Source organism: Ramlibacter sp. AN1133 (assembly GCF_037890035.1).
Taxonomy (GTDB): Bacteria; Pseudomonadota; Gammaproteobacteria; order Burkholderiales; family Burkholderiaceae_C; genus Ramlibacter.
In genome coordinates this window covers 91,131-115,666 of the sequence record NZ_JBBKTQ010000001.1, presented here as the reverse complement: position 1 = coordinate 115,666, position 24,536 = coordinate 91,131, and the positions used below count along the sequence as shown (strand labels likewise).

Annotated in this window: 25 protein-coding genes and 1 pseudogene; 19 read left to right on the top strand and 7 right to left on the bottom strand. The window is 70.4% G+C overall.

Annotation, left to right across the window (positions count from 1 at the left end; translation table 11 throughout):
• The gene (locus WG923_RS00565; RefSeq protein ID WP_340348966.1) at positions 1–237 is read right to left on the bottom strand and encodes a hypothetical protein; all 237 of its coding nucleotides are present in this window, start codon (positions 235–237) and stop codon (positions 1–3) included.
• Between the two features lie 131 nt (positions 238–368).
• On the opposite strand from WG923_RS00565, the gene WG923_RS00560 reads away from it, so the two are divergent.
• Complete coding sequence (locus WG923_RS00560; RefSeq protein ID WP_340348965.1) at positions 369–680, top strand: hypothetical protein; 312 nt, start codon at positions 369–371, stop codon at positions 678–680.
• Here the strand turns inward: WG923_RS00560 and WG923_RS00555 are convergent.
• Complete coding sequence (locus WG923_RS00555; protein ID WP_340348964.1) at positions 667–1,422, bottom strand: spermidine synthase; 756 nt, start codon at positions 1,420–1,422, stop codon at positions 667–669. The two genes, WG923_RS00560 and WG923_RS00555, sit on opposite strands and share 14 nt — an antisense overlap.
• 36 nt (positions 1,423–1,458) lie before the next feature.
• Here WG923_RS00555 and WG923_RS00550 point away from each other — a divergent pair.
• Positions 1,459–3,746, top strand: a pseudogene (locus WG923_RS00550) (ATP-dependent DNA helicase).
• Here WG923_RS00550 and WG923_RS00545 read toward each other — a convergent pair.
• A complete protein-coding gene (locus tag WG923_RS00545) occupies positions 3,740–4,198 on the bottom strand; it encodes a hypothetical protein (protein ID WP_340348963.1) in 459 nt (152 codons plus the stop codon). The pseudogene WG923_RS00550 and the gene WG923_RS00545 sit on opposite strands and share 7 nt — an antisense overlap.
• A 294-nt stretch (positions 4,199–4,492) precedes the next feature.
• Positions 4,493–5,380, bottom strand: coding sequence for a LysR substrate-binding domain-containing protein (locus WG923_RS00540; RefSeq protein WP_340348962.1), 888 nt, complete (start codon positions 5,378–5,380; stop codon positions 4,493–4,495).
• Positions 5,381–5,517: 137 nt separating this feature from the next.
• On the opposite strand from WG923_RS00540, the gene WG923_RS00535 reads away from it, so the two are divergent.
• Genes WG923_RS00535 through WG923_RS00510 form a run of 6 tightly spaced genes read left to right on the top strand, consistent with a single transcriptional unit; the run spans position 5,518 to position 10,969 of the window.
• Complete coding sequence (locus WG923_RS00535; protein ID WP_340348961.1) at positions 5,518–6,267, top strand: SDR family NAD(P)-dependent oxidoreductase; 750 nt, start codon at positions 5,518–5,520, stop codon at positions 6,265–6,267.
• Positions 6,268–6,300: 33 nt separating this feature from the next.
• A complete protein-coding gene (locus WG923_RS00530) occupies positions 6,301–7,290 on the top strand; it encodes a TRAP transporter substrate-binding protein (RefSeq protein WP_340348960.1) in 990 nt (329 codons plus the stop codon).
• Positions 7,291–7,299: 9 nt separating this feature from the next.
• Complete coding sequence (locus tag WG923_RS00525; RefSeq protein ID WP_340348959.1) at positions 7,300–7,812, top strand: TRAP transporter small permease; 513 nt, start codon at positions 7,300–7,302, stop codon at positions 7,810–7,812.
• 12 nt (positions 7,813–7,824) lie between these two features.
• On the top strand, positions 7,825–9,084 hold the full coding sequence (locus WG923_RS00520) for a TRAP transporter large permease (protein WP_340348958.1): 1,260 nt from the start codon (positions 7,825–7,827) through the stop codon (positions 9,082–9,084).
• 29 nt (positions 9,085–9,113) lie between these two features.
• Complete coding sequence (locus WG923_RS00515) at positions 9,114–9,968, top strand: transketolase (protein WP_340348957.1); 855 nt, start codon at positions 9,114–9,116, stop codon at positions 9,966–9,968.
• Positions 9,965–10,969 carry a transketolase family protein gene (locus tag WG923_RS00510; RefSeq protein ID WP_340348956.1) on the top strand — a complete coding sequence of 335 codons (1,005 nt, stop codon included), beginning with the start codon at positions 9,965–9,967 and terminating at the stop codon, positions 10,967–10,969. Before WG923_RS00515 ends, WG923_RS00510 begins: the two co-directional genes overlap by 4 nt.
• A gap of 43 nt (positions 10,970–11,012) precedes the next feature.
• On the opposite strand, the gene WG923_RS00505 is transcribed toward WG923_RS00510, so the two are convergent.
• Positions 11,013–11,819 (bottom strand): N-acyl homoserine lactonase family protein, encoded by an 807-nt coding sequence (locus tag WG923_RS00505; protein WP_340348955.1) that lies wholly within the window; start codon positions 11,817–11,819, stop codon positions 11,013–11,015.
• 153 nt (positions 11,820–11,972) lie between these two features.
• On the opposite strand from WG923_RS00505, the gene WG923_RS00500 reads away from it, so the two are divergent.
• The 7 genes from WG923_RS00500 (at position 11,973) to WG923_RS00470 (ending at position 19,512) form a co-directional block, all read left to right on the top strand.
• Positions 11,973–12,452, top strand: a complete 480-nt coding sequence (locus WG923_RS00500; RefSeq protein WP_340348954.1) for a VOC family protein — start codon at positions 11,973–11,975, stop codon at positions 12,450–12,452.
• Positions 12,453–12,586: 134 nt separating this feature from the next.
• Positions 12,587–12,871, top strand: coding sequence for an HU family DNA-binding protein (locus WG923_RS00495; protein ID WP_340348953.1), 285 nt, complete (start codon positions 12,587–12,589; stop codon positions 12,869–12,871).
• Between the two features lie 87 nt (positions 12,872–12,958).
• Positions 12,959–13,294, top strand: coding sequence for a YciI family protein (locus WG923_RS00490; protein ID WP_340348952.1), 336 nt, complete (start codon positions 12,959–12,961; stop codon positions 13,292–13,294).
• Between the two features lie 131 nt (positions 13,295–13,425).
• Positions 13,426–17,268, top strand: coding sequence for a hypothetical protein (locus WG923_RS00485; protein WP_340348951.1), 3,843 nt, complete (start codon positions 13,426–13,428; stop codon positions 17,266–17,268).
• Positions 17,269–17,480: 212 nt separating this feature from the next.
• The gene (locus tag WG923_RS00480; protein WP_340348950.1) at positions 17,481–17,879 is read left to right on the top strand and encodes a hypothetical protein; all 399 of its coding nucleotides are present in this window, start codon (positions 17,481–17,483) and stop codon (positions 17,877–17,879) included.
• Positions 17,880–17,974: 95 nt separating this feature from the next.
• On the top strand, positions 17,975–19,111 hold the full coding sequence (locus tag WG923_RS00475) for a DSD1 family PLP-dependent enzyme (protein ID WP_340348949.1): 1,137 nt from the start codon (positions 17,975–17,977) through the stop codon (positions 19,109–19,111).
• An 11-nt stretch (positions 19,112–19,122) separates the two neighbouring features.
• Entirely contained in the window at positions 19,123–19,512 is a 390-nt protein-coding gene (locus tag WG923_RS00470; protein WP_340348948.1) for a RidA family protein, read from the top strand.
• Positions 19,513–19,520: 8 nt separating this feature from the next.
• Here WG923_RS00470 and WG923_RS00465 read toward each other — a convergent pair whose 3' ends face one another.
• Positions 19,521–20,033, bottom strand: a complete 513-nt coding sequence (locus WG923_RS00465; RefSeq protein WP_340348947.1) for a cysteine hydrolase family protein — start codon at positions 20,031–20,033, stop codon at positions 19,521–19,523.
• A gap of 117 nt (positions 20,034–20,150) precedes the next feature.
• On the opposite strand from WG923_RS00465, the gene WG923_RS00460 reads away from it, so the two are divergent.
• On the top strand, positions 20,151–21,119 hold the full coding sequence (locus tag WG923_RS00460; RefSeq protein ID WP_340348946.1) for a helix-turn-helix domain-containing protein: 969 nt from the start codon (positions 20,151–20,153) through the stop codon (positions 21,117–21,119).
• On the opposite strand, the gene WG923_RS00455 is transcribed toward WG923_RS00460, so the two are convergent.
• Entirely contained in the window at positions 21,116–21,649 is a 534-nt protein-coding gene (locus tag WG923_RS00455) for a MarR family winged helix-turn-helix transcriptional regulator (RefSeq protein ID WP_445322879.1), read from the bottom strand. The two genes, WG923_RS00460 and WG923_RS00455, sit on opposite strands and share 4 nt — an antisense overlap.
• A gap of 131 nt (positions 21,650–21,780) precedes the next feature.
• On the opposite strand from WG923_RS00455, the gene badH reads away from it, so the two are divergent.
• The 3 genes from badH to aliB are packed head-to-tail and all read left to right on the top strand — an operon-like array spanning position 21,781 to position 24,530.
• Positions 21,781–22,548: a 2-hydroxycyclohexanecarboxyl-CoA dehydrogenase gene (gene badH / locus WG923_RS00450; RefSeq protein WP_340349323.1), complete on the top strand. Its 768-nt coding sequence runs from the start codon at positions 21,781–21,783 to the stop codon at positions 22,546–22,548.
• 35 nt (positions 22,549–22,583) lie between these two features.
• A complete protein-coding gene (gene badI / locus WG923_RS00445) occupies positions 22,584–23,366 on the top strand; it encodes a 2-ketocyclohexanecarboxyl-CoA hydrolase (protein ID WP_340348944.1) in 783 nt (260 codons plus the stop codon).
• A gap of 12 nt (positions 23,367–23,378) precedes the next feature.
• On the top strand, positions 23,379–24,530 hold the full coding sequence (aliB, locus tag WG923_RS00440) for a cyclohexanecarboxyl-CoA dehydrogenase (RefSeq protein ID WP_340348943.1): 1,152 nt from the start codon (positions 23,379–23,381) through the stop codon (positions 24,528–24,530).
• The last annotated feature ends 6 nt before the right edge of the window (positions 24,531–24,536 follow it).

Here is a 24,536-nt window from a genome sequence, read left to right as displayed (position 1 = left end):
TCAGGTGCTGCGAAGCCGGGCGAGGACGGCCAGCGAGAGCTCGCGCAGGGCGACCACCTGTCCGGAGAGGGCCTCGAGCTCCGCGGCGCTGGCGCGGCCCGCGGCATACAGCCGGGACGTCTGCGCCAGTTCCTTCTCGGCGTCGAGGAGCATCCCGTGCAGGCGCTGCCAGTCGCGCATGACTTGCGCGTGTTCGCCCGACAGCCCCAAAGCACCGACAGCATCCGTATCTTCCATGACGGAGTGAAACCTAGTGGCTCAAGCCGAGCTACTTTGTAGGACGCGGCCTGCGCCCCGGGTAGGGGGCTGCCCTAGGTCTACGCGCCAGCGCACGGTCGCGTGCTAGCCTCGGCCGAGGAGACCCCGCAATGCTGCAATTCATGCGTGTGAAGGCAGACGCCCAGGACGGCCTGCTCGAGAAGTTCGCCGCCAACGTCGATTACGGAAGCGAAGAGATGGTGGTGGCGCAGGCGAATGTGCTGCAGGAGTGGCTGCGCGCCCATTGCACCGGCATTGCCTGGATCGAATTGCTCAGGCACGTGGAGTACCGCGCGCTGCCGGATGCGGGCTTCGCGCCCGACGAAGAAGACTGGGAGCTGGCGGTGCTCTTCAACGATCCGGGCGACTCGGAGAAGTTCGCGCAGGCCCACACCGTCGTCGAGAAGTTCAGCGCGCAATAGCGTCGCCCGGCGCGTGCCCCGGCGTGCGCCGGGCCATCGCCAGCCAGGACGGCGCCGGCAGGCCCCAGCGCCGCTCGACGTCGCGCGCGCGCGCCGCCAGCACCTCCTCGGCGGGCACTTCGCCGCAGTGCGCGATCACGACCACGTTGCCCGCCTGCGTCGGCGGGAACTGCCAGATCGCCCGCGGCTGCAGCCCTTCGCGCAGGCGCCCCACGCTCGCCCGCACGTCCAGCTCGCGGCCGACGAGGTTCACCGCCACCGTGCCTGCCTCGCGCAGGCAGTTGCGGCATCGGGCGTAGAAGGCGCCGGTGTCGAGGGCGGGCCGCTCCACCGAGGCGTCGTAGGCGTCCACCTGCAGCACGTCGATGCTGCGGGCGTTGGCCGGCTGCGCCACGAAGGCGGCGGCGTCGGCATGCACCACCCGCAGGCCGCCGCCGTCGGGGGGCAGCATGAAATGCGTGCGGCAGGCGGCGATCACGCGCGCGTCGATCTCCACCGCGGTCGCCTGCATGCCGAGCACGCGATGCGCGAAGCGGGTCAGGGACCCGGCACCGAGCCCCAGCGTCGCGAGGTGCTTGCCGGCGATGCCCTCCAGGTCGTGGAACGGCAGCCAGGCCGACATGCGCACCGCATATTCGAGCTCGAGCCGGTCCGGCGCGGCGATGCGCATGGCGCCCTGGCACCAGTGCGTGCCGAATTGCAGCAGCCGCAACCCTTCGGCCTCGGTGATCACGATCTCCATCGCTGCGAGCCTAACGCAGTCGAATACCATCGCCGGATGCAGTATTCCGTCGCCGTCCGTGCCCTGTGCGAGTTCACGGCCCGGCGCGGCGACCTGGACCTGCGCTTCACCCCCACGCCCAGCGCGCAGGAAGGCGTGGCCGGGCACCAGCTGGTCGCCGGGCGCCGCGGCCCCGGGTACGAAAGCGAGATCAGCCTGCGCGGCGAGTTCGAGCACCTGGCGGTGCGCGGCCGCGCCGACGGCTACGACCCCGTGCGCAATCGCCTGGAGGAGATCAAGACCCATCGGGGCGACCTGGGCCGGCAGCCGGCCAACCACCGCCACCTGCACTGGGCCCAGGCGAAGGTCTACGGCTGGCTCCTCTGCCAGGCGCGCGGGCTCGCCGGACTCGAGGTCGCCCTGGTGTACTTCGACATCGCGAAGCAGCAGGAAACCACCTTCGTCGAGACCCACTCCGCGCAGGCGCTGCGATCCTTCTTCGAGGACTGCTGCCGCGACTTCCTGGCCTGGGCGCGGCAGGAGCTGGAGCACCGCGCCGGCCGGGACGCTTCGCTGGCGGCGCTGGCTTTCCCGCACCCGTCGTTCCGCACCGGACAGCGCGAGCTCGCGCAAGCGGTGTACCGGGGCGCGGCCAGCGGGCGCTGCGTGATGGCGCAGGCCCCGACCGGCATCGGCAAGACGGTGGGCACCATCTTCTCGATGCTCAAGGCGGCGGCGCCGCACCGCCTGGACAAGGTCTTCTACCTCACGGCGAAATCGACCGGCCGGCGCCTGGCCCTCGACGCCGCGGCGCAGCTCGCGCAGGGCGCGCCGGGGTTGCGCTTGCGCGTGCTGGAGCTGACCGCGCGCGACAAGGCGTGCGAGCACCGCGACAAGGCCTGCCACGGGGATTCGTGCCCGCTGGCCAGGGGTTTCCACGACCGCCTGCCGGCGGCGCGCCGCGCGGCCCTCGCGTCGGGCTGCATGGACGCTGCCGGCGTGCGCAGCGTGGCGCTCGCGCACGAGGTCTGTCCGTACTTCCTCGCGCAGGAGCTCTCGCGCTGGGCCGACCTGATCGTCGGCGACTACAACTACTACTTCGACGTCACGGCCATGCTTCACGGCGCCACGCTGGCCAACGAGTGGCGCGTCGGCGTGCTGGCGGACGAGGCGCACAACCTCGTGGAGCGCGCCCGCGCGATGTACTCCGCCAGCCTGGGCCAGGCTTCGCTGCGCGCCGTGCGTTCGGTGGCCCCGGCCACGATCCGCCCGGCCCTGGACAAGGTGAACCGGGGCTGGAACACGCTGCGCAAGGCGCCGAAGACGCCCGCGGGAACGCTGGATGCGCTACCGGCCACGTTCGTCGCGGCCCTCAAGCAGGCGGCGAACGCCCTGGAGACCCACTTCGCCGAAGCGGTGCCCGGGGCGGCGGACGGCACCTTGCAGCAGGCCTACTTCGAGATCCTCGCGTTCCAGCGCCTCGCCGAATCGTTCGGCTCGCACTCGGTGCTGGAATGGAGCGAGGCGCCAGGGGCAGCAGGCAGGCCTGCAGCCACCGTGCGCATCCAGAACCAGATCCCCGCGCCCTTCCTGCGGCAGCGCTTCGCGGCGGCGCGCTCGGCCACCCTGTTCTCCGCGACGCTCAGCCCGCCGCGCTATTACATGGACATGCTGGGCCTGCCCGCGACACGGCGTGGATCGATGTCGAGTCGCCCTTCAGCGCTGACCAGCTGCAGGTGCACGTGGTGAACCGGATCTCCACGCGCTATGCCGACCGGCAACGGTCCGCCGCGCCCATCGCGCGCCTCATCGCGGACCAGTTCGACGCGCGTGCCGGCAACTACCTGGCGTTCTTCAGCAGCTTCGAGTACCTGGAACTCGTGGCCTCGGAGTTCCAGCGCCTGTACCCCGCAGTGCCGACGTGGGCGCAGGCCCGGGGCATGGGCGAGGACGAGCGCAAGGCCTTCCTCGAGCGCTTCGCGCCGGGCGGGGCAGGGGTCGGGTTCGCGGTCCTGGGCGGCAGCTTCGGCGAGGGCATCGACCTGCGCGGCGACAGGCTGGTCGGCGCCTTCGTCGCCACGCTCGGACTGCCGCAGGTGAACCCGAGGAACGAGCAGCTCAAGGCTTGCCTGGAGCAGGTGTTCGGCGCCGGCTACGACTACACCTATCTCTACCCCGGGATCCGGAAGGTGGTGCAGGCGGCGGGGCGGGTGATCCGCACGCCGGAGGACCGGGGCATCGTGTACCTGATCGACGACCGCTTCGCGCGGCCCGCGGTGCGCGAGCTGCTGCCGGCGTGGTGGCGCATCGCGCCGGACCGCGCCGCGCCGGCGAAAGCTCAGTAGGCGAACGACTCGGCGATCTCGAACCGGCCCCACGCGTGCGCCATGGCGTGGAACAGGAAGACCTGGCGCTGCTCGTAGGCAAAGGGGTTTTCGGCGGGCTGCGGCTCGATGCCGGTGAGCGCCTGCTCGAAGGCGATGTTGTAGCTGCGCAGGGCCGTCACGCAGGGCGTGCCTTCGAGGCTGCGGACGGCGGCATCGAGCTTGAGGGAAACCTCGGCGCGCGCCTTGGACACGCAGGTGCGGTAGTCACGCAGTGCGTCGGCCCCTCGCGCACCCGCGCGGCGCTGCGAGAAGGGGCTGCCGCAGGCGATCAGCGCCTGCTGTGTCGTGCCGCGGTATTCGCGCAGGGCGCGCAGTGCGTCGCCCGGCTCGCGCGCAACGGCCTGCGCGAGTGCCGATCCCGTGCACAGGAACGCAGCGAACATTGCGGCCGTGGCCATCCTCGTTGTCATGCTCGCATCTCCAAAAAGAGCCTGCGGACTCCCCTCGCCATCGGCCCGGCGGCGTCCTGGACCTCCTGCGATCGCCGCGGGTGCGATCGCCAGGGGCCGGGCTCCCATGCCACCGTGCCGCGAACGTGCGCCCTGTCCAGGCGCCTGAAGCGCATGGTGTCGGGGAATTCCCTGCGCAGGTAGGCACCTTGGTGCTGCCGGCCATGGCACTCCCGGCCCGTTTACACAGGCGAAACGCAGGCAGGAAAGCGAGCGCCTGCACCGCCTTGCGCACGAAGGTCTCCCACGGACCGATCACCGGGTCCTGGCCGCCTCGCGGTGCAGCCACGCGAGGAAGGCCTCCACCGGCGCGCGCCTGGCATGGCGTGCCGGATACACCGCGAAGTGCGCCTTGATCCTCACCGCCTTTTCCAGCCCGAACACCGCGCGCAGCTTGCCGTCGGCCAGGTGCTGGCCCGCGATCGTGGCGCTCTCCAGCGCGACGCCCAGCCCCTGCGTCGCGGCGTCCAGCGCCATCTGCGCGCGATCGAAGCGCACCGCGTAGCGGTCCGGCGCGCGCCGGTCCGCATGCGCCGAGAACCAGTCGGGCCACTGCACCACGCTCACGTTGCTCTGGATCAGCGGTAGCTGCAGCAGCTGCTCCGGGCGCTTGAGCCGGTGCTCGCGGATGAAGGCGGGGCTCGCGACCGGGACGATGCGCTCCTCGAACAGGGGCTCGACCTCGAGGTCCGGCCACTGCGGCACGCCGTAGCGGATGTCGATGTCCGCCTGCCCCAGCGCGAAATCGCTGTGCGTGTGCGCGGCCGACAGGTTCAGCGAGATGTCGGGATAGGCCTGGGCGAAGGCGCGCAGCCGCGGCATCAGCCACAGGCTGGCCAGGCTGGGCGCGGAGTGCACGTACAGGCTGTTGCCCACGCCGTGCCGCAGGTCCTCGGTGGCCGCCGTGATGGCCGACAGCGCGCCGCCGACGCGCTCCAGGTATTGCTCGCCCGCCGCGCTCAGTCGCACGCCGTGCGCGCTGCGCTCGAACAGGCGCACGCCCAGGTCCGATTCCAGGCGGGCGACCTGGTGGCTGATGGCGGAAGCGGTGAGGTGCAGTTCCGCGGCGGCGAGGGCGAAGCTGCGCCGGCGCGCGACGGCCTCGAAGGCGAGCAGGTTGGCCACGGGCGGGATGGCAGGCATAGGGTGAACCCCGAGGTCACATGAAGAACCGTCATCCTAGCGTGAAGAACTATCGCTTGTCATCAGGCTAGCCGGCGCCGAACATTCGCCCGTCCCCCGCTTCCGCCGAACCCAACCCCCTCGCAGGAGATCCCCGAATGCTTCTCAAAGACAAAGTGGCCGTCATCACCGGCGGCGCCGGCAAGAACGGCCTGGGCTTCGCCACCGCGCGCTGCATGGCCGCGCAAGGCGCCCGGGTCGCGATCCTCGACCTCGCCCGCGCGGAGCCCGCCGGCGCCGCCGAACAGCTCGGTGCGGGCCACCTCGGCCTCGTGGCCGACGTGACCGACAAGGCCAGTTGCGAAGCCGCCGCCGCCGCGGTGCTGCGCGCGTTCGGCCGCATCGACGTGCTGGTGAACAACGCCGGCATCACGCAGCCCGTGAAGACGCTGGAGATCACGGGTGCCGACTACGACCGCATCCTCGACGTGAGCCTGCGCGGCACGCTGTACATGTCGCAGGCGGTGCTGCCCGCGATGCGCGCGGCGCACAGCGGCTCCATCGTCTGCATCTCCTCCGTGTCCGCGCAGCGCGGCGGCGGCATCTTCGGCGGCCCGCACTACTCCGCCGCCAAGGCGGGCGTGCTGGGGCTCGCGAAAGCGATGGCGCGCGAATTCGGCATCGACGGCATCCGCGTCAACAGCATCACCCCGGGCCTGATCGAGACCGACATCACGCAGGGCAAGCTGACGCCGCAGAAGAAGGCGGAGATCGCCGAGACGATCCCGCTGGCGCGCCTGGGCCGCGCCGACGACGTGGCCGGCGCATGCGTGTTCCTCGCCAGCGAACTGTCGCAGTACTGCACCGGCATCACGCTCGACGTGAACGGCGGCATGTTGATCCACTGAACCCGTTCCCCGACCGACCGAGGAGACAAATCCATGAAGCGATCCACTTTTACCCGCGCCGCTCTGGCGCTCGCCGCCGCCGCCGCGCTGCCCTTCGCCGCGCAGGCCCAACCCGTCAAGCTCACGCTGGGGCACGGCGCCGCGCCCGGCAATCCGCGCCACGAGGCTTCGGTCAAGTTCGCCGAGCTGGTGAAGGCGAAGACCGCCGGCCGCGTCGAGGTGCAGGTCGCGCCTTCCGCGCAGCTCGGTGACGATGCCGCGATGGTCACCGCGCTGCGCACCGGTGCGCTGGACCTGTCGGCCAACTCGCAGGGCGCGGTGGCCGCCGCCGTGCCGGAGTACGCGGCCTACGGCATGCCCTTCCTGTTCTCCACGCCGGCGCAGGCCTTCAAGCTGCTGGACGGCCCGCTGGGCAAGGAGCTCGCGGACCGCTCGGCGGAGAAGGGCCTGGTCGTCCTGGGCTACTGGGACAACGGCATCCGCCACATGACCAACAGCAAGCATGCAGTCACGAAGGTGGAGGACATGAAGGGCCTGAAGATGCGCACCCCGCCCGACGCCGTGCTGGTGGACATCATGCAGGCGCTGGGCGCCGAGGCGCAGCAGATCAAGTTCGCCGAGCTCTATGTCGCCTTGCAGCAGGGCGTGGTGGACGGGCAGGAGAACCCGCTGGTGAACATCCACGCCAGCAAGCTGTACGAAGTGCAGAAGCACCTGGCCCTGACCAGCCACATGTTCCAGATGACGCCCCTCCTCATGAGCAAGCGCACCTGGGACCGGCTGGCCGACGCGGACCGCAAGGCGATCCAGGCGGCCGCCACCGAGGCGACGGCGCTGCAGCGCAAGCTCTCGCAGGACGCCGACGACAAGCTGCTCGCCGACCTCAAGGCCAAGGGCGTGCAGGTGACCACCGTCGACAAGGCGGCGTTCTCGCGCGCCACGGCCAAGGTGGACGAGAAGTGGATCGCGGGCCCGATCGGCCCGTACGTCAAGAAGGTGCTCGCCGCCGCGCGCCCCAACTGAGGAAACGCCATGAACTTCCTCGAACGGACCGTGGTGGGTCTCTGCCAGGCGGTCCTCTGGATCAGCACGTCCGCGATCTTCGTGATCCTGGTCGCCAACACCGTGCTGCGGTATTCGACGGGCGCCAGCCTGCAGTGGGCCAACGAAGTGCCGGAACTCCTGTTCCCCTGGCTGGTGACGGCCGGCGTGGTGCTCGGGGCCCAGCACGGCTCGCACATCACCACCGCCTTCCTGGTGGAGAAACTGCCGCTGGCGCTGCGCCGCGCCGTCGGCACCGCCGGCTGGCTGGTCGTCGCCGGCCTGTACACGACGCTGAGCATCGCGACGTGGCGGATGCTGGCCATCGTGCACGACGAGAAGTCGCCCATCCTGCAGGTGCCCGGCTCCGTCACCTACGGCTGCGTGATGGCCGGCATGGCGCTGCTCGCGCTGCTGGGCCTGCAGTCCGCCTGGCGCGCCTGGCACGTGCGCAATGCCGAAGAAGCCACGCTGGTCGCGCACGACCCCGTGCCGCACTGGTAAGGAGAGAGTCCCATGAGCGCATTGATCCTCCTCGTCTTCCTCGGCGGCGCCGTGGCCGCGATCCCCATCGCCCACGCGCTGCTGGTCGCGGCGCTCACCGCCGCGGCCACCTCCGACCGCGTGCCGCTGGACCTGCTGGTGCAGCAGATGGTGGCGCAGGTCCAGAGCTTCCCGCTGATCGCGATTCCCTTCTTCATGCTCACCGGCTCGCTGATGATGGGCGGCCGGCTGGGCGAAGCGCTGATCGGCGTGCTGTCGACGCTGATCGGCCGCTTCCACGGCGGCCCGGGGCAGGTGGGGGTGCTGTCCTCCACGATCTTCGGCGGCGTCTCGGGTTCGGCGGTGGCCGACGCCTCCGCGATCGGCTCGCTGCTGATCCCCTGGCAGAAGCGCCTGGGCTACCCGCCGGCGTTCTCCGCCGCCACGCTCGCCGCGGCCGCCACGATCGACATCCTGATCCCGCCGTCGATCCCGATGATCCTGTTCGCGCTCTCCAGCAACACCTCGGTGGCCTCGCTGTTCGTGGCCGGCATCCTGCCGGGCCTCGTGATGTGCGCCGGCTTCATGGGCGTGTGCTGGTGGATCGGCAAGCGCCGCAACTTCCCGCGCGAGACGCGCAAGCTCGATTGGACGGTGTTCCGCACGCAGTTGCTGTACGCCTCGCCGGCCCTCGTGCTGCCGGTGCTGATCGTGATCTTCCTGCGCTTCGGCATCGCCACGCCGACCGAGGTGAGCGTGCTGTCGGCGCTCTATGCGGGAGCCGTGTCCGCGCTGGTCTACCGCGACCTGGGATTCAAGCGCCTGCATGCGGCGGTGACCGAGGCCGGACTGGCCACCGGCGTCGTCCTGCTGGTGATCATGGCCTCGGCCGCGATCGGCTGGCTGCTCACCTTCGACCGCATGCCCGACGGCGTCGTGCAATGGGCGCAGGCGCACCTGAGCACCGGCTGGAGCGTGATCCTGCTGATGAACGGCCTGATGCTGGTGTGCGGCATGTTCATCGACCTGCCCGCGGCCGTCCTGCTGCTCACGCCCGTCTTCGTGCCGCTCGCCAACGCCATCGGCATGGACCTCACGCAGCTGGGAATCATGATGACCGTGAACCTGGCGATCGGCCTGTACACGCCGCCGGTGGGCACCACGCTGTTCATCACCAGCGCCGTGGCCAAGGTCAGGGTGGGCGACACGGTGCGCGAGCTCGGTCCCTTCTACGCCGTCGCCTTCCTGGTGCTGGCGCTGGTCTCGTACGTGCCGGCCAGCATCCTCAAGTGACACGCCTTTCCCCTTCAGGAGAACCTCCCATGACTGAATCCCCCGAGACACTCGCCGCGCTGGCGCAGTGCGCGTACCGCATCCGCCGCTACGCGCTGCGCATGGGCGAGGTGCAGGGCCAGGGCTACATCGGCCAGGCGCTCGGCTACGCCGACGTGCTGGCGGTCGCCTACGGCCATGCGCTGCGCCTGCGGCCCGCCGAACCCGAGTGGGAAGGGCGCGACCGCTTCCTGCTCTCGCACGGCCACTACGCGATCGCCTTCTACGCGGCGCTGATCGAAGCGGGCATCGTGCCGGAGAGCGAACTGGAGACCTACGGCAGCGACGACAGCCGCCTGCCCATGTCCGGCATGGCCACGTACACGCCCGGCATGGAAATCTCTGGCGGCTCGCTGGGGCACGGCCTGGCTATCGCGGTCGGCATGGCGCTGGGCCTGCGGCAGAAGAAGAACCCCGCGTTCGTCTACAACTCCATGTCGGACGGCGAACTGGACGAAGGCTCCACCTGGGAGGCCGCCATGGGCGCCGCGCACCACGGCCTGGCCAACCTGATCTGCCTGGTGGACATCAACAACCAGCAGGCCGACGGCCCCTCGGGCAAGGTCCTGGGCTTCGAGCCGCTGGCCGACAAGTGGGCCGCGTTCGGCTGGCACGTGCAGCGCGTCGACGGCAACGACCTGGCCGCCGTGCTGCGGGCCTTCGACGCGGCCCGCAACGCCACGGTGGTCCAGCCGCGCGTGATCCTGTTCGACACGCTCATGGGCAAGGGCGTGCCCTTCCTCGAGCAGCGCGAGAAGAACCATTTCATCCGGGTCGATCCGCCCGAGTGGCAGCAAGCCATCGAAGTCCTGGACCAGTCGCAGCCCGAGGAGGCCCTGCAATGAACACCGTCGCCGAAAAGAAACCCCGCCTGACCACCTCGGCGATGATCGCCTCCATCGCCGCCGAGGGGCAGCGCGTGAAGGCCGCGCCGTTCGGCAAGGCGCTGGTCGAACTCGCCGCCACGCGGCCCGAGATCGTGGGCCTGACCGCGGACCTGGCGAAGTACACCGACCTGCACCTGTTCGCGCAGGCCTACCCCGGGCGCTTCTTCCAGATGGGGATGGCGGAGCAACTGCTGATGGCCGCGGCGGGTGGCCTGGCGAAGGAGGGACTCGTTCCCTTCGCCACCACCTACGCGGTGTTCGGCACGCGGCGCGCCTACGACTTCATCCACCAGGTGATCGCCGAGGAAAACCTCGACGTGAAGATCTGCTGCGCCCTGCCGGGCCTGACCACCGGCTACGGTCCGAGCCACCAGGCCACCGAGGACATCGCCATGATGCGCGGCGTGCCCGGCATGACGATCGTGGATCCCTGCGACGCCCTCGACATCGAACAGGCGGTGCCGCAGATCGCCGCGCACAAGGGCCCCGTGTACATGCGCCTGCTGCGCGGCAACGTGCCGCTGGTGCTGGACGAATACGACTACCGCTTCGAGCTGGGCAAGGCCAAGCTGCTGCGCGACGGCGCGGACGTGCTCGTGATCTCCAGCGGCTTCATGACCATGCGCGCGCTGGAGGCGGCGCAGGACCTGGCGCAGGACAAGGTCGGCGTCGCGGTGCTGCATTGCCCCACGATCAAGCCGCTGGACGAGGCGGCCATCATCGAGGCGGTGCGCTACCGCCATCGGCTGGTGGTGGTGGCCGAGAACCACTCCGTGGTCGGCGGCCTGGGCGAGAGCGTCGCCAGCGCCTTGCTGCGGCATCGCGTGCAGCCGGCCGGCTTCCAGTTGGCCGGCCTGCCGGATGCCTTCCTGGACGCCGGCGCCCTGCCGACGCTGCACGAGCGCTACGGCATCAGCCGCGAAGCGCTGGGTGCGCGCATCAAGGGCTGGCTGGGCTGATGAGGGCGCGAACGCACCGGCGCCGGTGCGTTCGCGGTTCGCCCTATCTCGCCGCGGCGGGGAAGGGCGGCAGCTTGCCGATGTCGCGCGGGTCGTGCTGGATGATGACGGTCGCCTTCAGGTTCTTCTCGATCTGCTTCAGGCGGTCGAGCGAGGCGATCGTCTCCGCGCGGTCGTAGTTGAAGCTCGGCACGCCGTTGTTCTGGTAGTTCTCGTGGAAGTGCGCCGCGTCGCCGCTCAGGAGCACGGGGCCTTTCTCCTTCAGGCGCACCAGCAGGGCCTGGTGGCCGGGGGTGTGGCCGGGCGTGCGCAGGATGATGACCGTCCCGTCGCCGAAGACGTCCTTGTCCGCCGCCTGCGTTTCGAGCTTGCCGCCGCCGCTGATCCAGTGCGTGAAGCCCGCGACGTTGGCGCCGGCCATGGGCTTGGGCGCTGTGAGCGCGGCCCACTCGCGCTCGCCGATCAGCAGCGTGGCGTTGGGCAGCGAGCCGAGCTGGCCGGTGTGGTCGGCGTGGAAATGGCTGATGCCGACGAACTTCACCTGCTCGGGCCTCACCTTCAGCTGCGCGAGCTGGTCCAGCAGGGTCACGGTCGGCGCGTTCGGGTTCGAACCAGGCAGGTAGCCCGTGTCCCAGACCATGTAGTCGTCGCCGTGCCGGATCAGGTAGCAGCTGAACGTGAAGGGCACGCGCGGCTCGGTGTACGCGAAGGTGTCGCTGAAGCGGCGCTGGTCGTTGAAGCCGTTGCCGCATTCGAGCCGCGTCAGGGTCAACTCGGCGGCTGGCTGCGCCGCCGCGGCAAGGGCGCCCAGGGCGCTGGCGATCACGAGTGCATGAAGCGTCCGTCGCATCGGTGTCTCCAGGGGACGAGGAATGCGGATCGGGCGAGAGTGTGCCTGAAACCTGCCGTGTCGACAGCGCGGCGATCACGTCCGCACTGCAGACCATGACAATGGACAGGCAAGTCGGTAGCCTCCGGTCCTCGTGACGAGTGGAGAACGCCCATGGTCAGCAAGAACACCATCTGCCTCTGGTACGACGGCACCGCCCTCGAGGCCGCGCAGTTCTACGCGAAGACCTTTCCCGACAGCGCCGTGCAGGCCGTCCATCGCGCCCCGGGCGACTACCCCGCCGGCAAGGAGGGCGATGTCTTGACGGTCGAGTTCACCGTCATCGGCATCCCCTGCCTGGGCCTGAACGGCGGGCCCGTGTTCAGGCATACCGAGGCGTTCTCGTTCCAGGTGGCGACCGAGGACCAGGCCGAAACCGATCGCCTGTGGAATGCGATCGTCGGCAACGGCGGCCAGGAAAGCGCGTGCGGCTGGTGCAAGGACAGGTGGGGCCTGTCGTGGCAGATCACGCCACGGGCGCTGACGGAGGCGATCGCCGATCCCGATCGCGCGGCGGCCAAACGTGCCTTCCAGGCGATGATGGAGATGACGAAGATCGACATCGCCACCATCGAGGCGGCGCGAAGGGGCTGAGGCCGCGGGCCGCGCCCGGGGGCCCATCGGCAAGGCTGGGCCACGATCGCCAGCGCAGCAGCAACGCGCGGCGCCCGCCGCTGCTTCAATGGCCTACACTCGGCCCTCCTTGGCTCCCGTCTCCCCTCCCAACGATGAACAAGTCCGAACTCGTGCAGTCCCTGGCCGACGCCACTGAACAGTCCCAAGCCGCAGCGTCCAGGAGCCTCGACGCCCTCATCAAGATCGTGTCCCAGGAACTCGCCAATGGCGGCGAGGTGGTGATTCCCGGCTTCGGGAGCTTCAAGAGGGCGGAACGCGCCGAGCGTTCGGGCCGCAATCCCCAGACCGGCGCAGCCATCACGATCGCCGCCTCCACGACCGTGAAGTTCGTCCCCGGCGCGGCGCTGAAGGCGGCCATGAAGACCAGGGCCGCCTGACGACGGGGGCGGCCGTCGATGCACCGCCCTCGCGTTCAGGATCGTCTCGGCCTGGAGTAGCGCGACCGCTGCCCGCCGGAGGATGCGATGAAATTCCTGTGCCTGGCCTATGGTGACGAAGCGGGCTGGCAGGCCTTGAGCAAGTCCGAGAAAGAGGACGTGCTCGCGGCGGACGCCGTGATCCGCGAACGTGGCAACCTGATGGCCGCGGTGCGCCCGGAGGTCCGCACGGTGCGCAACTGGAATCGCGAACTGGTCGTGACGCAGCAGCCGTACGCGCAGCACGCCTTGCCGCTGGCGGGCTTCTCGGTGATCGAGGCTGGCTCCATCGAGGAAGTGATCGCGCTCGTGGCCCAGACACCCTGCGCGCGCGCCGCGGGATACATCGAGGTCAGGCCGTTCCTCGATATTCCGGCCGGCTGATCGCTCGCGGCGAGCATCGGCCCGGCTGACCGCGGAGACGGTGGACATCGATCTACTACTCTCCCGAGGCGGCGCCAAGCGCCAGGCCATTCTGTAGAACTCCGGCGCACGGACACGACACGGGAGGCTCCATGAGGCAGGACGCCGCACGGGAGTGGAACGCCGATCCGCAACTGCGCGCCTGGGTGCGCGAACGCCGCGCCGCCTGGCCCGCGGACGGCGCCGGGCCGCCTCCGCCGGCACAGGACGGCCGCGCGGAAGAAGCTCCCTGGGGCCTGGCTTTCTCGGGCGGCGGCATCCGGAGCGCCACCTTCTGCCTGGGCCTGGCAAGCGGCCTCGCGAGCAGGCGCCTGTTCCATCGCTTCGACCTGCTGTCGACCGTCTCCGGCGGCGGGTACATCGGCGCAGCCCTGGGCAAGTTGTACACCGCGACGCAGGCCGGCCCGCACGAGGTGGAGGAGCGCCTCGGCGACATGGGCGACACGTGGTTCGTGTGGTGGCTGCGCGCGACCAGCCGTTACCTCACGCCGCGCGGGACCAGCGACCTGCTGACGGGGCTGACCGCCTACCTGCGCAACATGTTCGCGGTGCACTTGGAGCTCGGCCTGCTCCTCATGGTGCTCGGTGCCGCGCTCGGCTTGTTCAACCTCTTCGCGTGGCAGGCGATCTACACCATGTTCGTCCACCACCCGGAGCGCCTGCCGACACTGGGACTCCTCTTCCACCCCGGGCTCTCCACGCTGTGGCTGCTGGCGGTCGTGCCGCTGCTCGCCTGCGTGCCGCTGATGGCCGCCTACTGGTCGGTCCCGGCCCGCCGGGAGCCGCGGCAGGTCTGGCGCGAGGCCTTCGTGGCCGTGTTGCTGTTCCTGCTCGCCGGCGCGGCCGGCTTCGTGGCGGCGCATCCGGAGTTCCTGGGCGAGCAGCGCGACGGCTCGCTGCGGCTGTTCTCGGGCGTGGCCTGCCTGCTGGCGCTGCTCGCCGCGCCTGCACCCTTGCTCGCCCTCGCCGCCGGCCGCAGGCCGAAGGCCTCCGGCGGCCGGGAGGAGGCTCCCGACCTCCAGCCACACCCCGCGCCGGCGGCCAAGGGCGCATGGACCGACTACCTCGCCGCCTTCGCCCGCACCACCATCGATACCGGCCGCTCTGCGGAGCAGCGCAACGTGCTGACGAAATGGCTGTCGTGGTGCGTCGCCGGCGTGGCGGTCCTGCTGTTGCTCGGACTGGTGGACCGCCTGGCGTGGTTCGTCGCGTTCGAGCGGCGCCACTACACCTACGTGCTGCCCGTGGTCCTGGCGATCGCCCTTGGCGTGGCCCGCAGCCTCGCCGCGCAACTGCCCACGCAGAACGCCGCGACGGCGGTGAGCGGGCGGATCCTCTTCCGGGTCGCCGAGGGAGCCGGCCTGCTCCTGTTCCTGCTGGTCGCGGTGTTCTGGGTCGCCCTCGTGTATCGGGTGGCGGTCATCAACCTGTTTGCGCCCTTTCCGGTCGGTGACCTGCTGTGGAGCGACACGCGGCGGGTGCTGGCGATCCTGCTGCTGCTGCCGCTCGCCTACATCGTGGTCACGGCCGGGAAGCGGGAATTCGCCAATCTCTCCTCGCTGCACATGTTCTACCGGGCGCGGCTCGCACGCAGCTACCTCGGCGCGGCCAACGGCGAGCGCTTTCGCGTGGGCAAGGCCGAAGCCGCGCGGGCCAGCGACCCGCTCGCCCGCGTGCGCGTGCAGGACCTGACCGAAGTCGCCAACCGGCGCACGGTCTACCAGGTCGACCCGGGCGACGGCATCACCCTCGACGCGTACGCGCCGCACCGCAGCGGCGGTCCCGTGCACATCCTCAACGTCACGGTCAACCAGACCTGGGATCCCCTCGGCGGCCTGTTCAACCAGGACCGCAAGGGCCAGTACCTCTCCGTGACGACCGGCGGCCGCTACCGGGTGGACGGCTACCCCTGGGACATCGACAGCTCGTTCGGCGCGGCGCAACTGCCGGCGTGGATGGCGATCTCGGGCGCCGCGTTCGCGCCGGGCCTGGGCGGCCAGACCTCGCGCGGCCTCGCCGTGCTGCTGTTCATGGCCGGCGTGCGGCTCGGCTACTGGTGGGAGAAGAAGCCGGGGCCGAAGTACGCTCCGCTCAAGTACCAGCTGCTGCTGCGCGAGGCCTTCGCCCGCTTCGGCGGCACCGATGATGCGTTCTGGTACCTGAGCGACGGCGGCCACTTCGAGAATACCGGGGCGTACACGCTGCTGCGCGAACGCGTGCCGCTGATCGTGGTGGCCGATGCCGCCGCGGACCCGCGCTACGAGTTCGAGGACCTGGAGAACCTGGTGCGCAAGGCCCGCATCGACCTGCAGGCCGAGATCGAGTTCATGGACATCCGGCCCCGCGCGATGGGGGAGGGCGAAGCAGCGCCGGCGGAGCCCGACCCGCTGCGCTTCCTCGGCTCGCTCCAGCAGCTGGGCGATCCCGACAGCGATACCTGCATCGCCCCGGCGCGGATCACGTACGCGGACGCGAGCACGGGCTGGCTGCTGTACGTGAAGCCGAACATGTTCGGCAGCCTGCCGCTCGACCTGATCAACTTCAAGCGCGACAACCCGGCGTTTCCGCAGGAGCCGACCACCGACCAGTTCTTCAGCGAGGCGCAGTGGGAAAGCTACTTCCGGCTCGGGCGCGAACTGGGCCAGCAGGTGGACGGCGACGTGCTGCAGCAGCTGCTGGCTGGCGCGCTCGCGTCGCGCGTGGTCCGCGCCGAGTCGCAGCCGGGCGAGCCGGCCGCCGCGGGGGGAGATGCCGGCAAGGGCGGCGACAAGCGGCCCTTCACGGCCCGTTTCCCGCGCGCGGCGAGCCTGGCGAAGTCGGGCCTGAGCCTCACCGCGCTGGCGGCGGCACTGGCCACTGGCAGCCAGATCTGGGACAAGTTCTCCGAAACCCGCAGGTCACGGCAGGACGCCTACGTGGCGGAAATCGGCGCCATCTCGGTGCTGCACGAGCGGCTCGCGGGGGGTGACGCGAAAGGCACGCTGCCGGAGCTGACGGCCAAGTTCGCCCTGCTGGCGCGTCGCTATTGCCGCGACGGAGACCGGGAGATCGCCGCGGACACGCAGACCGCCGGCATGTTCTTCGATGTGGCGGCGCGCTGCGCGCGTCGTGCCGAAGTCGGGGACGATGCGGCGATGACGCCGGCGTGCAACCTGCTGCAGGACGCGAAGGTCCGCGCCTGCCTGGCTGGCGGCGAGCGACTCGGGCAGCCGGTGTACTGGGCCGTCGACTACACCGATCCGCAGTGGGCGCGCGGGCGCGTGGAGGCGGCCAGGGGCGAGGGCACGCTCCCGCAGGCGACCGTGAGCGCAGCGGCGACTGCGCCGGCGACGGCGCCGGCGACGGCTCCGGCTCCGGCTCCGGCTCCGGCTCCGGCTCCGGCTCCGGCTCCGGCTCCGGCTCCGGCTCCGGCCCCGGCGCCTGCCACGACCGGCACCACCGCGGCCACGGCCCCGCCGCTGGCAACCGCGCCCGCGCCGGCCGTGGTGGCGGCCGCCACTGGCGCAACGAAGGCCGTGCGCGCACCGGCGTCCGTGCCCGAAGCCGCCGGCCCGTGCTCCGACAGGCTGGTCTACCTGCAGATCTACGGCGCCGAGCAGCGCAGCGAAGCCGAGGCGTGGAGGACGGCGCTGCGCGCCGAAGGCGCGCGCGTGCCCGGAATCGAGGACGTCGTCGCCACCGCGCAGCGGCAAGGCCGCACGCCGCCGCGCCCCGTGGCCGCGCCCACCGCCATCTACCACACCGACGCCGAGCAGCGTTGCGCGGCCCACATGCAGGACGTACTGGAACGTGTGGCCCCCGCGCGAAAGGGTGAACGCATCGTCGCGCGGCCGCTCGCGCGCGGGCTGGTGGGGGCGAAAGGCGTCGTCGAGGTCTGGCTGCCCGCGCCGCAGCCCGATTCGGCCGCGCCCGGCGCGAACCAGCCAGCCAGGTAAGCCAGGTCAGCCCGTTCGACCAGGAGAACGAATGGGCATCGACTCCTTGCAGGACCAGCGCCCGATGGAGATGAGCGGCAACCCGAACCCCTGATCGCGCGGCCGATGAAGTCGACGCCCTCCGGGCGCTGAGACAATCCGGGCGTGAACGACTTGCCCGGGGGGACGGCACCGCGCTGCGCGCGAACCTGTTCGAGATCACGGGGGAACTCATGGGCCTCGCGGAGCCTGCCTGCGAACTCGCGCCCGAGCGGGCGCCGCCTCCGAAGGAGAAACTGGAAACGGCGCTGGGCGTGCAGGTCAAGACGCTCAATTCGGCCTCCCTGCTGTTCTCCAGGACCTACCTGGACGACGCCTCGAGGGTGGTGAACATCTTCGGCGGGCTGGCCCGCTATCCCACGCACGTTCCCTGCGAGTCGCGGCAACTGGTCTCTTCCCTCGCGGACTACCTGACCCATCGCACCAGGGAAGAAGTCCTGCCGGGGAACGTGCCTCGCTGGTCCGGCTTCGTCCCCCTGCCCATGGGCATCGACGAAATCGATCGCATGGGCTCCGTCGAATACGCGAAACGCAATCTCGATCGTTGGGGTGCATCGCAGGCACGCCGATAGAATCGACAGGGCGCCCCGCAGGGGCCCTGCCCGCGGTGGCGCATCCGGGGTGGGCGCTTCCATGACGGACAGATGAGGCCACCCGGGAGCAAGCCATGAGCGACGCCATCTCCGCCCTCGACACGCCCGCCGCCCTCGTCGACGCGCGGCGCATGCGGGACAACATCGAGCGCATGCAGGCCCGCATGGATGCGCTGGGCGTGAAGTTCCGTCCCCACGTCAAGACCTCCAAGTGCCTGCCGGTCGTGCAGGCGCAGATTGCCGCGGGTGCGCAGGGCATCACGGTGTCCACGCTGAAGGAGGCCGAGCAGTTCTTCGCCGCCGGCATCACGGACATCCTTTACGCGGTGGGCATCGTGCCGTCCAAGCTCGCGCAGGTGCTCGCGCTGCGCCGGCGCGGCTGCGAGCTGAAGGTCATCACCGACAGCGTGGCCGGCGCGCAGGCGATCGCGCAGTTCGGCCGGGAGCATGGCGAAGCGTTCGAGGCCTGGATCGAGATCGACGTGGACGGCCACCGCTCCGGCATTCCGCCCGAGGGGGAGGCGCTGCTGGCGGTCGGGCGCGCGCTGCACGAAGGCGGCATGCGCCTCGGCGGCGTGATGGCGCATGCCGGCTCCAGCTACGACTGCGACGAGCCGCCAGCCCTGCGCCGGGTCGCGGAGCAGGAGCGCAGCGGCACCGTGCGCGCCGCCGAGCGGCTGCGGCAGGCAGGCCTGCCCTGTCCCGTGGTGAGCGTGGGCTCCACGCCGACGGCGCTCTCCGCGCAGCACCTCGAGGGCGTCACGGAAGTGCGCGCGGGGGTCTATGTGTTCTTCGACCTCGTGATGCACAACGTCGGGGTGTGCGGCCTGGAGGACATCGCGCTGTCGGTGCTCACCACCGTGATCGGCCACCAGGAGGAAAAGGGCTGGGCCATCGTGGACGCGGGCTGGATGGCCATGAGCCGCGACCGCGGCACGGGCAGCCAGAAGCGCGACTTCGGCTACGGGCAGGCGTGCACGCAGGACGGCGAGCCGATCGCCGGCTACGTCCTGGCCAGTGCCAACCAGGAGCACGGCATCCTGTGCCGGGCGGAAGGCGTCGACCGGGAGATCGCCGCGCGCTTTCCGGTCGGCACGCGCCTGCGCATCCTGCCGAACCATGCCTGTGCCACGGCGGCGCAATTCCCCGAATACCACGCGATGGTTCCCGGCGGCGAGGTGGAAACCTGGCCGCGCTTCTACGGCTGGTAAGGAGGGCGCCGATGGACCCCGTGAGATTCGTCAACCCCAGCGGAAACGCCGCGCCGGGCGGCCACTATTCGCATGCAACGGTGGCGAACGGCTTCGTGTTCGTCTCCGGCCAGCTGCCCATCACCGCCAGCGGCAAGAGGCTCGTCGATGCGAGCTTCGCCGAGCAGGCGCGGCAGGTGCTTGCCAACGTGGCCGCCATCCTGCAGGCGTGCGGCAGCGGCGTCGACCGGCTCGTGCAGGTGCGCGTCTACGTCGACACGCTGGAGCACTGGCCCGAGTTCGACGCCATCTATGCGCAGTGGGCCGGAGCCAGCCGTCCGAGCCGGGCGGTCGTGCCCACCGGGGCGCTCCATCACGGGCTCAAGGTGGAAGTCGAGGCGGTCGCGCTGGCTGCCGGCTGATCCGGCGCTCAGAGCGCCTGGGCCACCGTGGCCAGCTCCACGCGGGTGGACAGCGCCTTGAGCGCGATCGCGTGCAGCATCTCGCTCACGGTGGTGCACGCATCGCCGAGAACGGTCACCTTGCGGTAGTCGTCGGCGCGGCGCGAGATGGCCGTGTGGGTGACGCAGTTCTGGGTCATCATGCCGCAGACCAGGAGCTCGTCGACGCCCAGCCCTTGCAGCGTTTCGTGCAGGGTGGTGGCATGGAAGGCGTCGGCATGGGCCTTGGTGACGACCGGTGCATCCCCCGCGGCTGCACGGATGCGGTCGTGGATCTGCACGCCATGCGTGCCTGCGTTGAAGAACGGCGACGGTCCGCCGGCCACGTGCTGCACGCACACGACCGGCAGGCCCCTCGCGCGCGCGGCGTGGATCGCCTGCTCCGTCGCGGCCAGCGCCCGCTCGGGGTTCCAGAGCGGGTAGGCGCCGCCGGGGAAGTAGTCGTTCTGCACGTCGATGACGACGAGTCCGGGCCTGGCCATGGCGTTCTCCTTGGGTGGGTCGGTTGCGATGCCTGCATTGTTCCCGCCGTCTCCCATCCTGGCGACTGGCCCGAAGACGGAAACCGATAAGATCGGGCCAACCTTCCGCCGTCCCCCATGCGCTCGCCCGCAGTCCCCTTCCTCGTCGCGGTCGTCGCGTTCGACCGCGTCAATCCCTTCCACCTCTCCGTCCCCTGCGTCGTGTTCGGCGACTCCGGCGCGTTCGAGGTCGTCGTGTGCGCGGCGGAGCCCGGGCCGCTGCGCACCCGCGCGGGCTTCGGCCTGACCGATCTCGCACCCCTGTCCGTGCTGAGGAAAGCCGATGCGATCGTCGTCCCGAGCTGGCGTGACGTCGACGAGCCCGCGCCCGGGCGCCTGCTCAAGGCCCTGCGCGAGGCGCATGCACGCGGTGCGCGGATCGTCGGCCTGTGCCTCGGGGCGCACGTGCTCGCGCAGGCAGGCCTGCTGGATGGCCGGCGCGCGACCACGCACTGGGAATACGCCGCGGGCATGGCGCAGCGTTTCCCGACGGTGCAGGTCGACGCCGACGTCCTGTACGTGGAGGATGGCCGGGTCCTGACCTCCGCGGGCACCGCGGCCGGACTCGATGCCTGCCTGCATCTCGTGCGCCAGCATCTCGGCGCGGCCGAGGCCAATCGCGTCGCCCGCAGGCTGGTCGTCCCGCCCCACCGCGAAGGCGGGCAGGCCCAGTTCATCGAGCAGCCCCTGCCCCGGACGGCGGGCGGCACCCGCATGGCACGCCTGATGGATTCCGTGCGCAGGCGGCTCGGGGAGCCGCACAGCCTGGACAGCCTCGCGGCAGAAGCGAGGATGAGCCGGCGCACTTTCACCCGTCACTTCAAGGCGCTGACGGGGACCACGGTGCAGTCGTGGCTGCTGTCGGAGCGGCTGGCGTTGTCGCAGCGCCTGCTGGAAGAGACGGACCAGCCGATCGAGCGCATCGGCGAGATGGCCGGCTTCGGCTCCACCGTCTCGCTGCGCCATCACTTTCGCCGCGCTTTCGGCGTCGCGCCGCTCGCGTGGCGGCGCAGTTTCCGCGCAGTGCGGCAGCCTTCGCGCGCCTAGGAACCGTCCTCCTCGCCCGCGCCCACCCACGCCTGGTCCAGGCGCTGCATGTTCTCCAGCATCTTGAGCAGGTAGTGCAGCATGTGCGCGAGGTCGTTCACCGAGAAGTCGCCCAGGATGTCGCCGTAGTAGGCGCGGATCTTCGGCAGCGCCTGCACCTGCCAGAGATGGCGGCCCGAGTCCGTCATCGTGACGAGGCGCGAGCGGCGGTCCTGGCCGTCCGGAGCGATCGCCAGGTGGCCGTCGCGCTCCATGCGGCCGATCAGGCCCGACAGGTTCTGCCGGCTGACCATCAGGTACTTGGCCAGGTCGCCCATGCTCATGCCGGCCGCGGCCTGCTCGCGCGACAAGGCGCCGAGCACCGCCCACTGCTGCGTGGTGAGCCCCTCCGCCTCGACGGCGCGCGTGCCCGTTTTATGCAACATATTGGCACATTGATACAAGCGGAAGAACAGCCGGTTGGCCAGCTCCATCTTCGCGTCTGCCGGCTCGGCCTTGCTTTTGGTGCTCTTGTGACTAGGGTTAACCATGATTTTCCCGCAGCGAAATCTTACTTGCACCCGGGCGGGCGAGCAACTACACTTACGACAACATATTGACCTATATCGGATCGCTCCACCAGCGGAAGCGGTCTGCGACCCAACCCATCGAAAGGATCATGATGCAACGCTTCCAGGACAGGACCGTGGTCGTCACCGGCGGCGGCGGCGGAATCGGCGGCGCGACCTGCCGGCGCTTCGCCGCCGAGGGCGCCCGGGTCGCGGTGTTCGACCTCGACCCCGACGCGGCCGAGAAGGTCGCCGGCGCGATCCGCGACGAGGGCGGGCGCGCCCAGGCCTTCCGCTGCGACATCACCGACCGCGCCAGCGTCGATGCCGCGGTCGCCGAGTGCGAGGCGCGCCTCGGCCCCATCGACGTGCTGGTCAACAACGCCGGCTGGGATGTCTTCAGGCCCTTCACCAGGACCGAGCCCGCGCAGTGGGACAAGCTGATCGCCATCAACCTGACTGGCGCGCTGCACATGCACCACGCGGTGCTGCCCGGCATGGCCAGCCGCAAGAAGGGCCGCATCGTCAACATCGCGTCGGATGCCGCGCGCGTCGGCTCGTCGGGCGAGGCGGTCTACGCGGCCTGCAAGGGCGGGCTGGTGTCCTTCTCCAAGACCATCGCGCGCGAGCACGCCCGCCAGGGCATCACCGTCAACGTGGTCTGCCCCGGCCCGACCGACACCGCGCTGTTCGCGGAATACAAGGAAGGCGCGGGCAATCCCGAGAAGCTGATGGAGGCCTTCACGCGTTCGATTCCGCTCGGCCGCATCGGCCAGCCCGGCGACCTGCCCGGCGCGGTGCTGTTCTTCGCCAGCGACGACGCCGGCTACATCACCGGCCAGGTGCTCAGCGTGTCCGGCGGCCTGACCATGAACGGCTGACGCCTGCCACTTCCCCCTTTCCTGGAGACGACGACATGAACTTCGAAGACATCCTGTACGAGGTCCGCAACAACGTGGCGTGGATCACGATCAACCGCCCGGAGAAGATGAACGCGTTCCGCGGCACGACCTGCGACGAGATCATCAAGGCGCTGAACAAGGCGGGCTACGACAGGAATGTGGGCTGCATCGTGCTGGCCGGCGCCGGCGACCGCGCCTTCTGCACCGGCGGCGACCAGTCGGCGCACGACGGCAACTACGACGGCCGCGGCACCATCGGCCTGCCGATGGAGGAACTGCACACCGCCATCCGCGACGTGCCCAAGCCGGTGATCGCGCGCGTGCAGGGTTTCGCCATCGGCGGCGGCAACGTGCTGTGCACGATCTGCGACCTGACCATCTGCTCCGACAAGGCGATCTTCGGCCAGGTCGGCCCGAAGATGGGCTCGGTGGACCCGGGCTACGGCACCGCCTTCCTGGCCCGCGTGGTGGGCGAGAAGAAGGCGCGCGAGATCTGGTACCTGAACCGCCGCTATACGGGCGAGCAGGCCGTGGCCATGGGCCTCGCGAACGTCTGCGTGCCGCACGCGGAACTGGATGCGACCGTGCAGCAATGGGCCGAGGAGATCTGCGAACGCAGCCCCACCGCCATCGCGATCGCCAAGCGCAGCTTCAACATGGACACCGCGCACCAGAGCGGCATCGCCGGCATGGGCATGTACGCGCTCAAGCTGTTCTACGACACCGAGGAGTCGCGCGAAGGCGTGAACGCCCTGAAGGAAAAGCGCAAGCCCGAGTTCCGCAAGTACGCCAAGTAAGGGAGCCGGGCGATGAATCCCTACCTCGACGAAGACCTGCAGGCGCTGGGCGAGCATGCGCGCCGCTTCGCCAGCCGCCGCGTGGCACCGGGTTTCCTGGAACGCGACCACACCCGCGTGCTGGACCGCCAGTTGATGCACGAAATGGGCGAGATGGGGTTCATCGCGCCCGAGCTGCCGGAGGAATTCGGCGGGCAGGGCATGGGCTGCCTGGCCGCCGGCGTCGTGCACGAGGAGATCGCCCGCGCGGACCTGAGCCTCTCCTACATCAACCTGCTGGCATCGCTCAACGGCCAGATCCTGGCGCAGCACGGCCAGCCGGAGGTGGCGAAGCCCTGGCTGCGCAAGCTCACGCAGGGCAAGGCGCTGCTGGCCATCGCCCTGACGGAGCCGCGCGGCGGCTCGGATGCGGCCAACCTGCGGCTGCGCGTGGAGCGCGTCGGCGACGACTACGTGATCAACGGCGAGAAGACCTCGATCTCGGCCGCCGACCAGGCCGATGCGGTGGTGGTGTTCGGCCGCACGGGCACGGTGGAATCGGGCGCGCACGGCGTGACCGCGCTGCTGGTGCCCACCGACGTGCCGGGCCTCACCCGCAACCGCTTCGACTGCCACGGCCAGCGCGCCATCGGCCGCGGCTCGCTGTTCTTCGAAAACGTGCGGATTCCGGTGGACCACCGCCTGGGCGACGAGAACAAGGGCTTCGTGCAGGTGATGCAGGGCTTCGACTTCTCGCGCGCGCTGATCGGGCTGCAGGTGCTGGCCGTCGCTCGCGTGGCGCTGGAGGAGACCTGGGAGTACGTCGCCCAGCGCGAGGCCTTCGGCAAGCCGCTGGCGGCCTTCCAGGGCGTCTCGCATCCGCTGGCCGACTTCGACACGCAGGTCGAAGGCGCCCGCCTGCTGTGCCTGCAGACCCTGTGGCTCAAGGACAAGGGCCTGCCGCACACCGCCGAGGCGGCGATGTGCAAGTGGTGGGGCCCCAAGCTCGCCTACGACGTGGTCCACCAGTGCCTGCTGTCCTTCGGCCACGGCGGCTACGACCGCGGCGTGATGGAGCAGCGCCTGCGCGACGTGCTCGGCTTCCAGCTCGGCGACGGCACGGCGCAGATCATGAAGACGATCGTCGCCCGCACCCGGGCCGGCCGCAAGGCCGTTCCCGCCTGAACAACC

Bases quoted from the DNA above. Each gene is read 5' to 3' on its own strand.
- WG923_RS00565 (WP_340348966.1), bottom strand. From the start codon at position 237: ATGGAAGATACGGATGCTGTCGGTGCTTTGGGGCTGTCGGGCGAACAC.
- WG923_RS00560 (WP_340348965.1), top strand. From the start codon at position 369: ATGCTGCAATTCATGCGTGTGAAGGCAGACGCCCAGGACGGCCTGCTC.
- WG923_RS00555 (WP_340348964.1), bottom strand. From the start codon at position 1,422: ATGGAGATCGTGATCACCGAGGCCGAAGGGTTGCGGCTGCTGCAATTC.
- WG923_RS00545 (WP_340348963.1), bottom strand. From the start codon at position 4,198: ATGACAACGAGGATGGCCACGGCCGCAATGTTCGCTGCGTTCCTGTGC.
- WG923_RS00540 (WP_340348962.1), bottom strand. From the start codon at position 5,380: ATGCCTGCCATCCCGCCCGTGGCCAACCTGCTCGCCTTCGAGGCCGTC.
- WG923_RS00535 (WP_340348961.1), top strand. From the start codon at position 5,518: ATGCTTCTCAAAGACAAAGTGGCCGTCATCACCGGCGGCGCCGGCAAG.
- WG923_RS00530 (WP_340348960.1), top strand. From the start codon at position 6,301: ATGAAGCGATCCACTTTTACCCGCGCCGCTCTGGCGCTCGCCGCCGCC.
- WG923_RS00525 (WP_340348959.1), top strand. From the start codon at position 7,300: ATGAACTTCCTCGAACGGACCGTGGTGGGTCTCTGCCAGGCGGTCCTC.
- WG923_RS00520 (WP_340348958.1), top strand. From the start codon at position 7,825: ATGAGCGCATTGATCCTCCTCGTCTTCCTCGGCGGCGCCGTGGCCGCG.
- WG923_RS00515 (WP_340348957.1), top strand. From the start codon at position 9,114: ATGACTGAATCCCCCGAGACACTCGCCGCGCTGGCGCAGTGCGCGTAC.
- WG923_RS00510 (WP_340348956.1), top strand. From the start codon at position 9,965: ATGAACACCGTCGCCGAAAAGAAACCCCGCCTGACCACCTCGGCGATG.
- WG923_RS00505 (WP_340348955.1), bottom strand. From the start codon at position 11,819: ATGCGACGGACGCTTCATGCACTCGTGATCGCCAGCGCCCTGGGCGCC.
- WG923_RS00500 (WP_340348954.1), top strand. From the start codon at position 11,973: ATGGTCAGCAAGAACACCATCTGCCTCTGGTACGACGGCACCGCCCTC.
- WG923_RS00495 (WP_340348953.1), top strand. From the start codon at position 12,587: ATGAACAAGTCCGAACTCGTGCAGTCCCTGGCCGACGCCACTGAACAG.
- WG923_RS00490 (WP_340348952.1), top strand. From the start codon at position 12,959: ATGAAATTCCTGTGCCTGGCCTATGGTGACGAAGCGGGCTGGCAGGCC.
- WG923_RS00485 (WP_340348951.1), top strand. From the start codon at position 13,426: ATGAGGCAGGACGCCGCACGGGAGTGGAACGCCGATCCGCAACTGCGC.
- WG923_RS00480 (WP_340348950.1), top strand. From the start codon at position 17,481: ATGGGCCTCGCGGAGCCTGCCTGCGAACTCGCGCCCGAGCGGGCGCCG.
- WG923_RS00475 (WP_340348949.1), top strand. From the start codon at position 17,975: ATGAGCGACGCCATCTCCGCCCTCGACACGCCCGCCGCCCTCGTCGAC.
- WG923_RS00470 (WP_340348948.1), top strand. From the start codon at position 19,123: ATGGACCCCGTGAGATTCGTCAACCCCAGCGGAAACGCCGCGCCGGGC.
- WG923_RS00465 (WP_340348947.1), bottom strand. From the start codon at position 20,033: ATGGCCAGGCCCGGACTCGTCGTCATCGACGTGCAGAACGACTACTTC.
- WG923_RS00460 (WP_340348946.1), top strand. From the start codon at position 20,151: ATGCGCTCGCCCGCAGTCCCCTTCCTCGTCGCGGTCGTCGCGTTCGAC.
- WG923_RS00455 (WP_445322879.1), bottom strand. From the start codon at position 21,649: ATGGTTAACCCTAGTCACAAGAGCACCAAAAGCAAGGCCGAGCCGGCA.
- badH (WP_340349323.1), top strand. From the start codon at position 21,781: ATGCAACGCTTCCAGGACAGGACCGTGGTCGTCACCGGCGGCGGCGGC.
- badI (WP_340348944.1), top strand. From the start codon at position 22,584: ATGAACTTCGAAGACATCCTGTACGAGGTCCGCAACAACGTGGCGTGG.
- aliB (WP_340348943.1), top strand. From the start codon at position 23,379: ATGAATCCCTACCTCGACGAAGACCTGCAGGCGCTGGGCGAGCATGCG.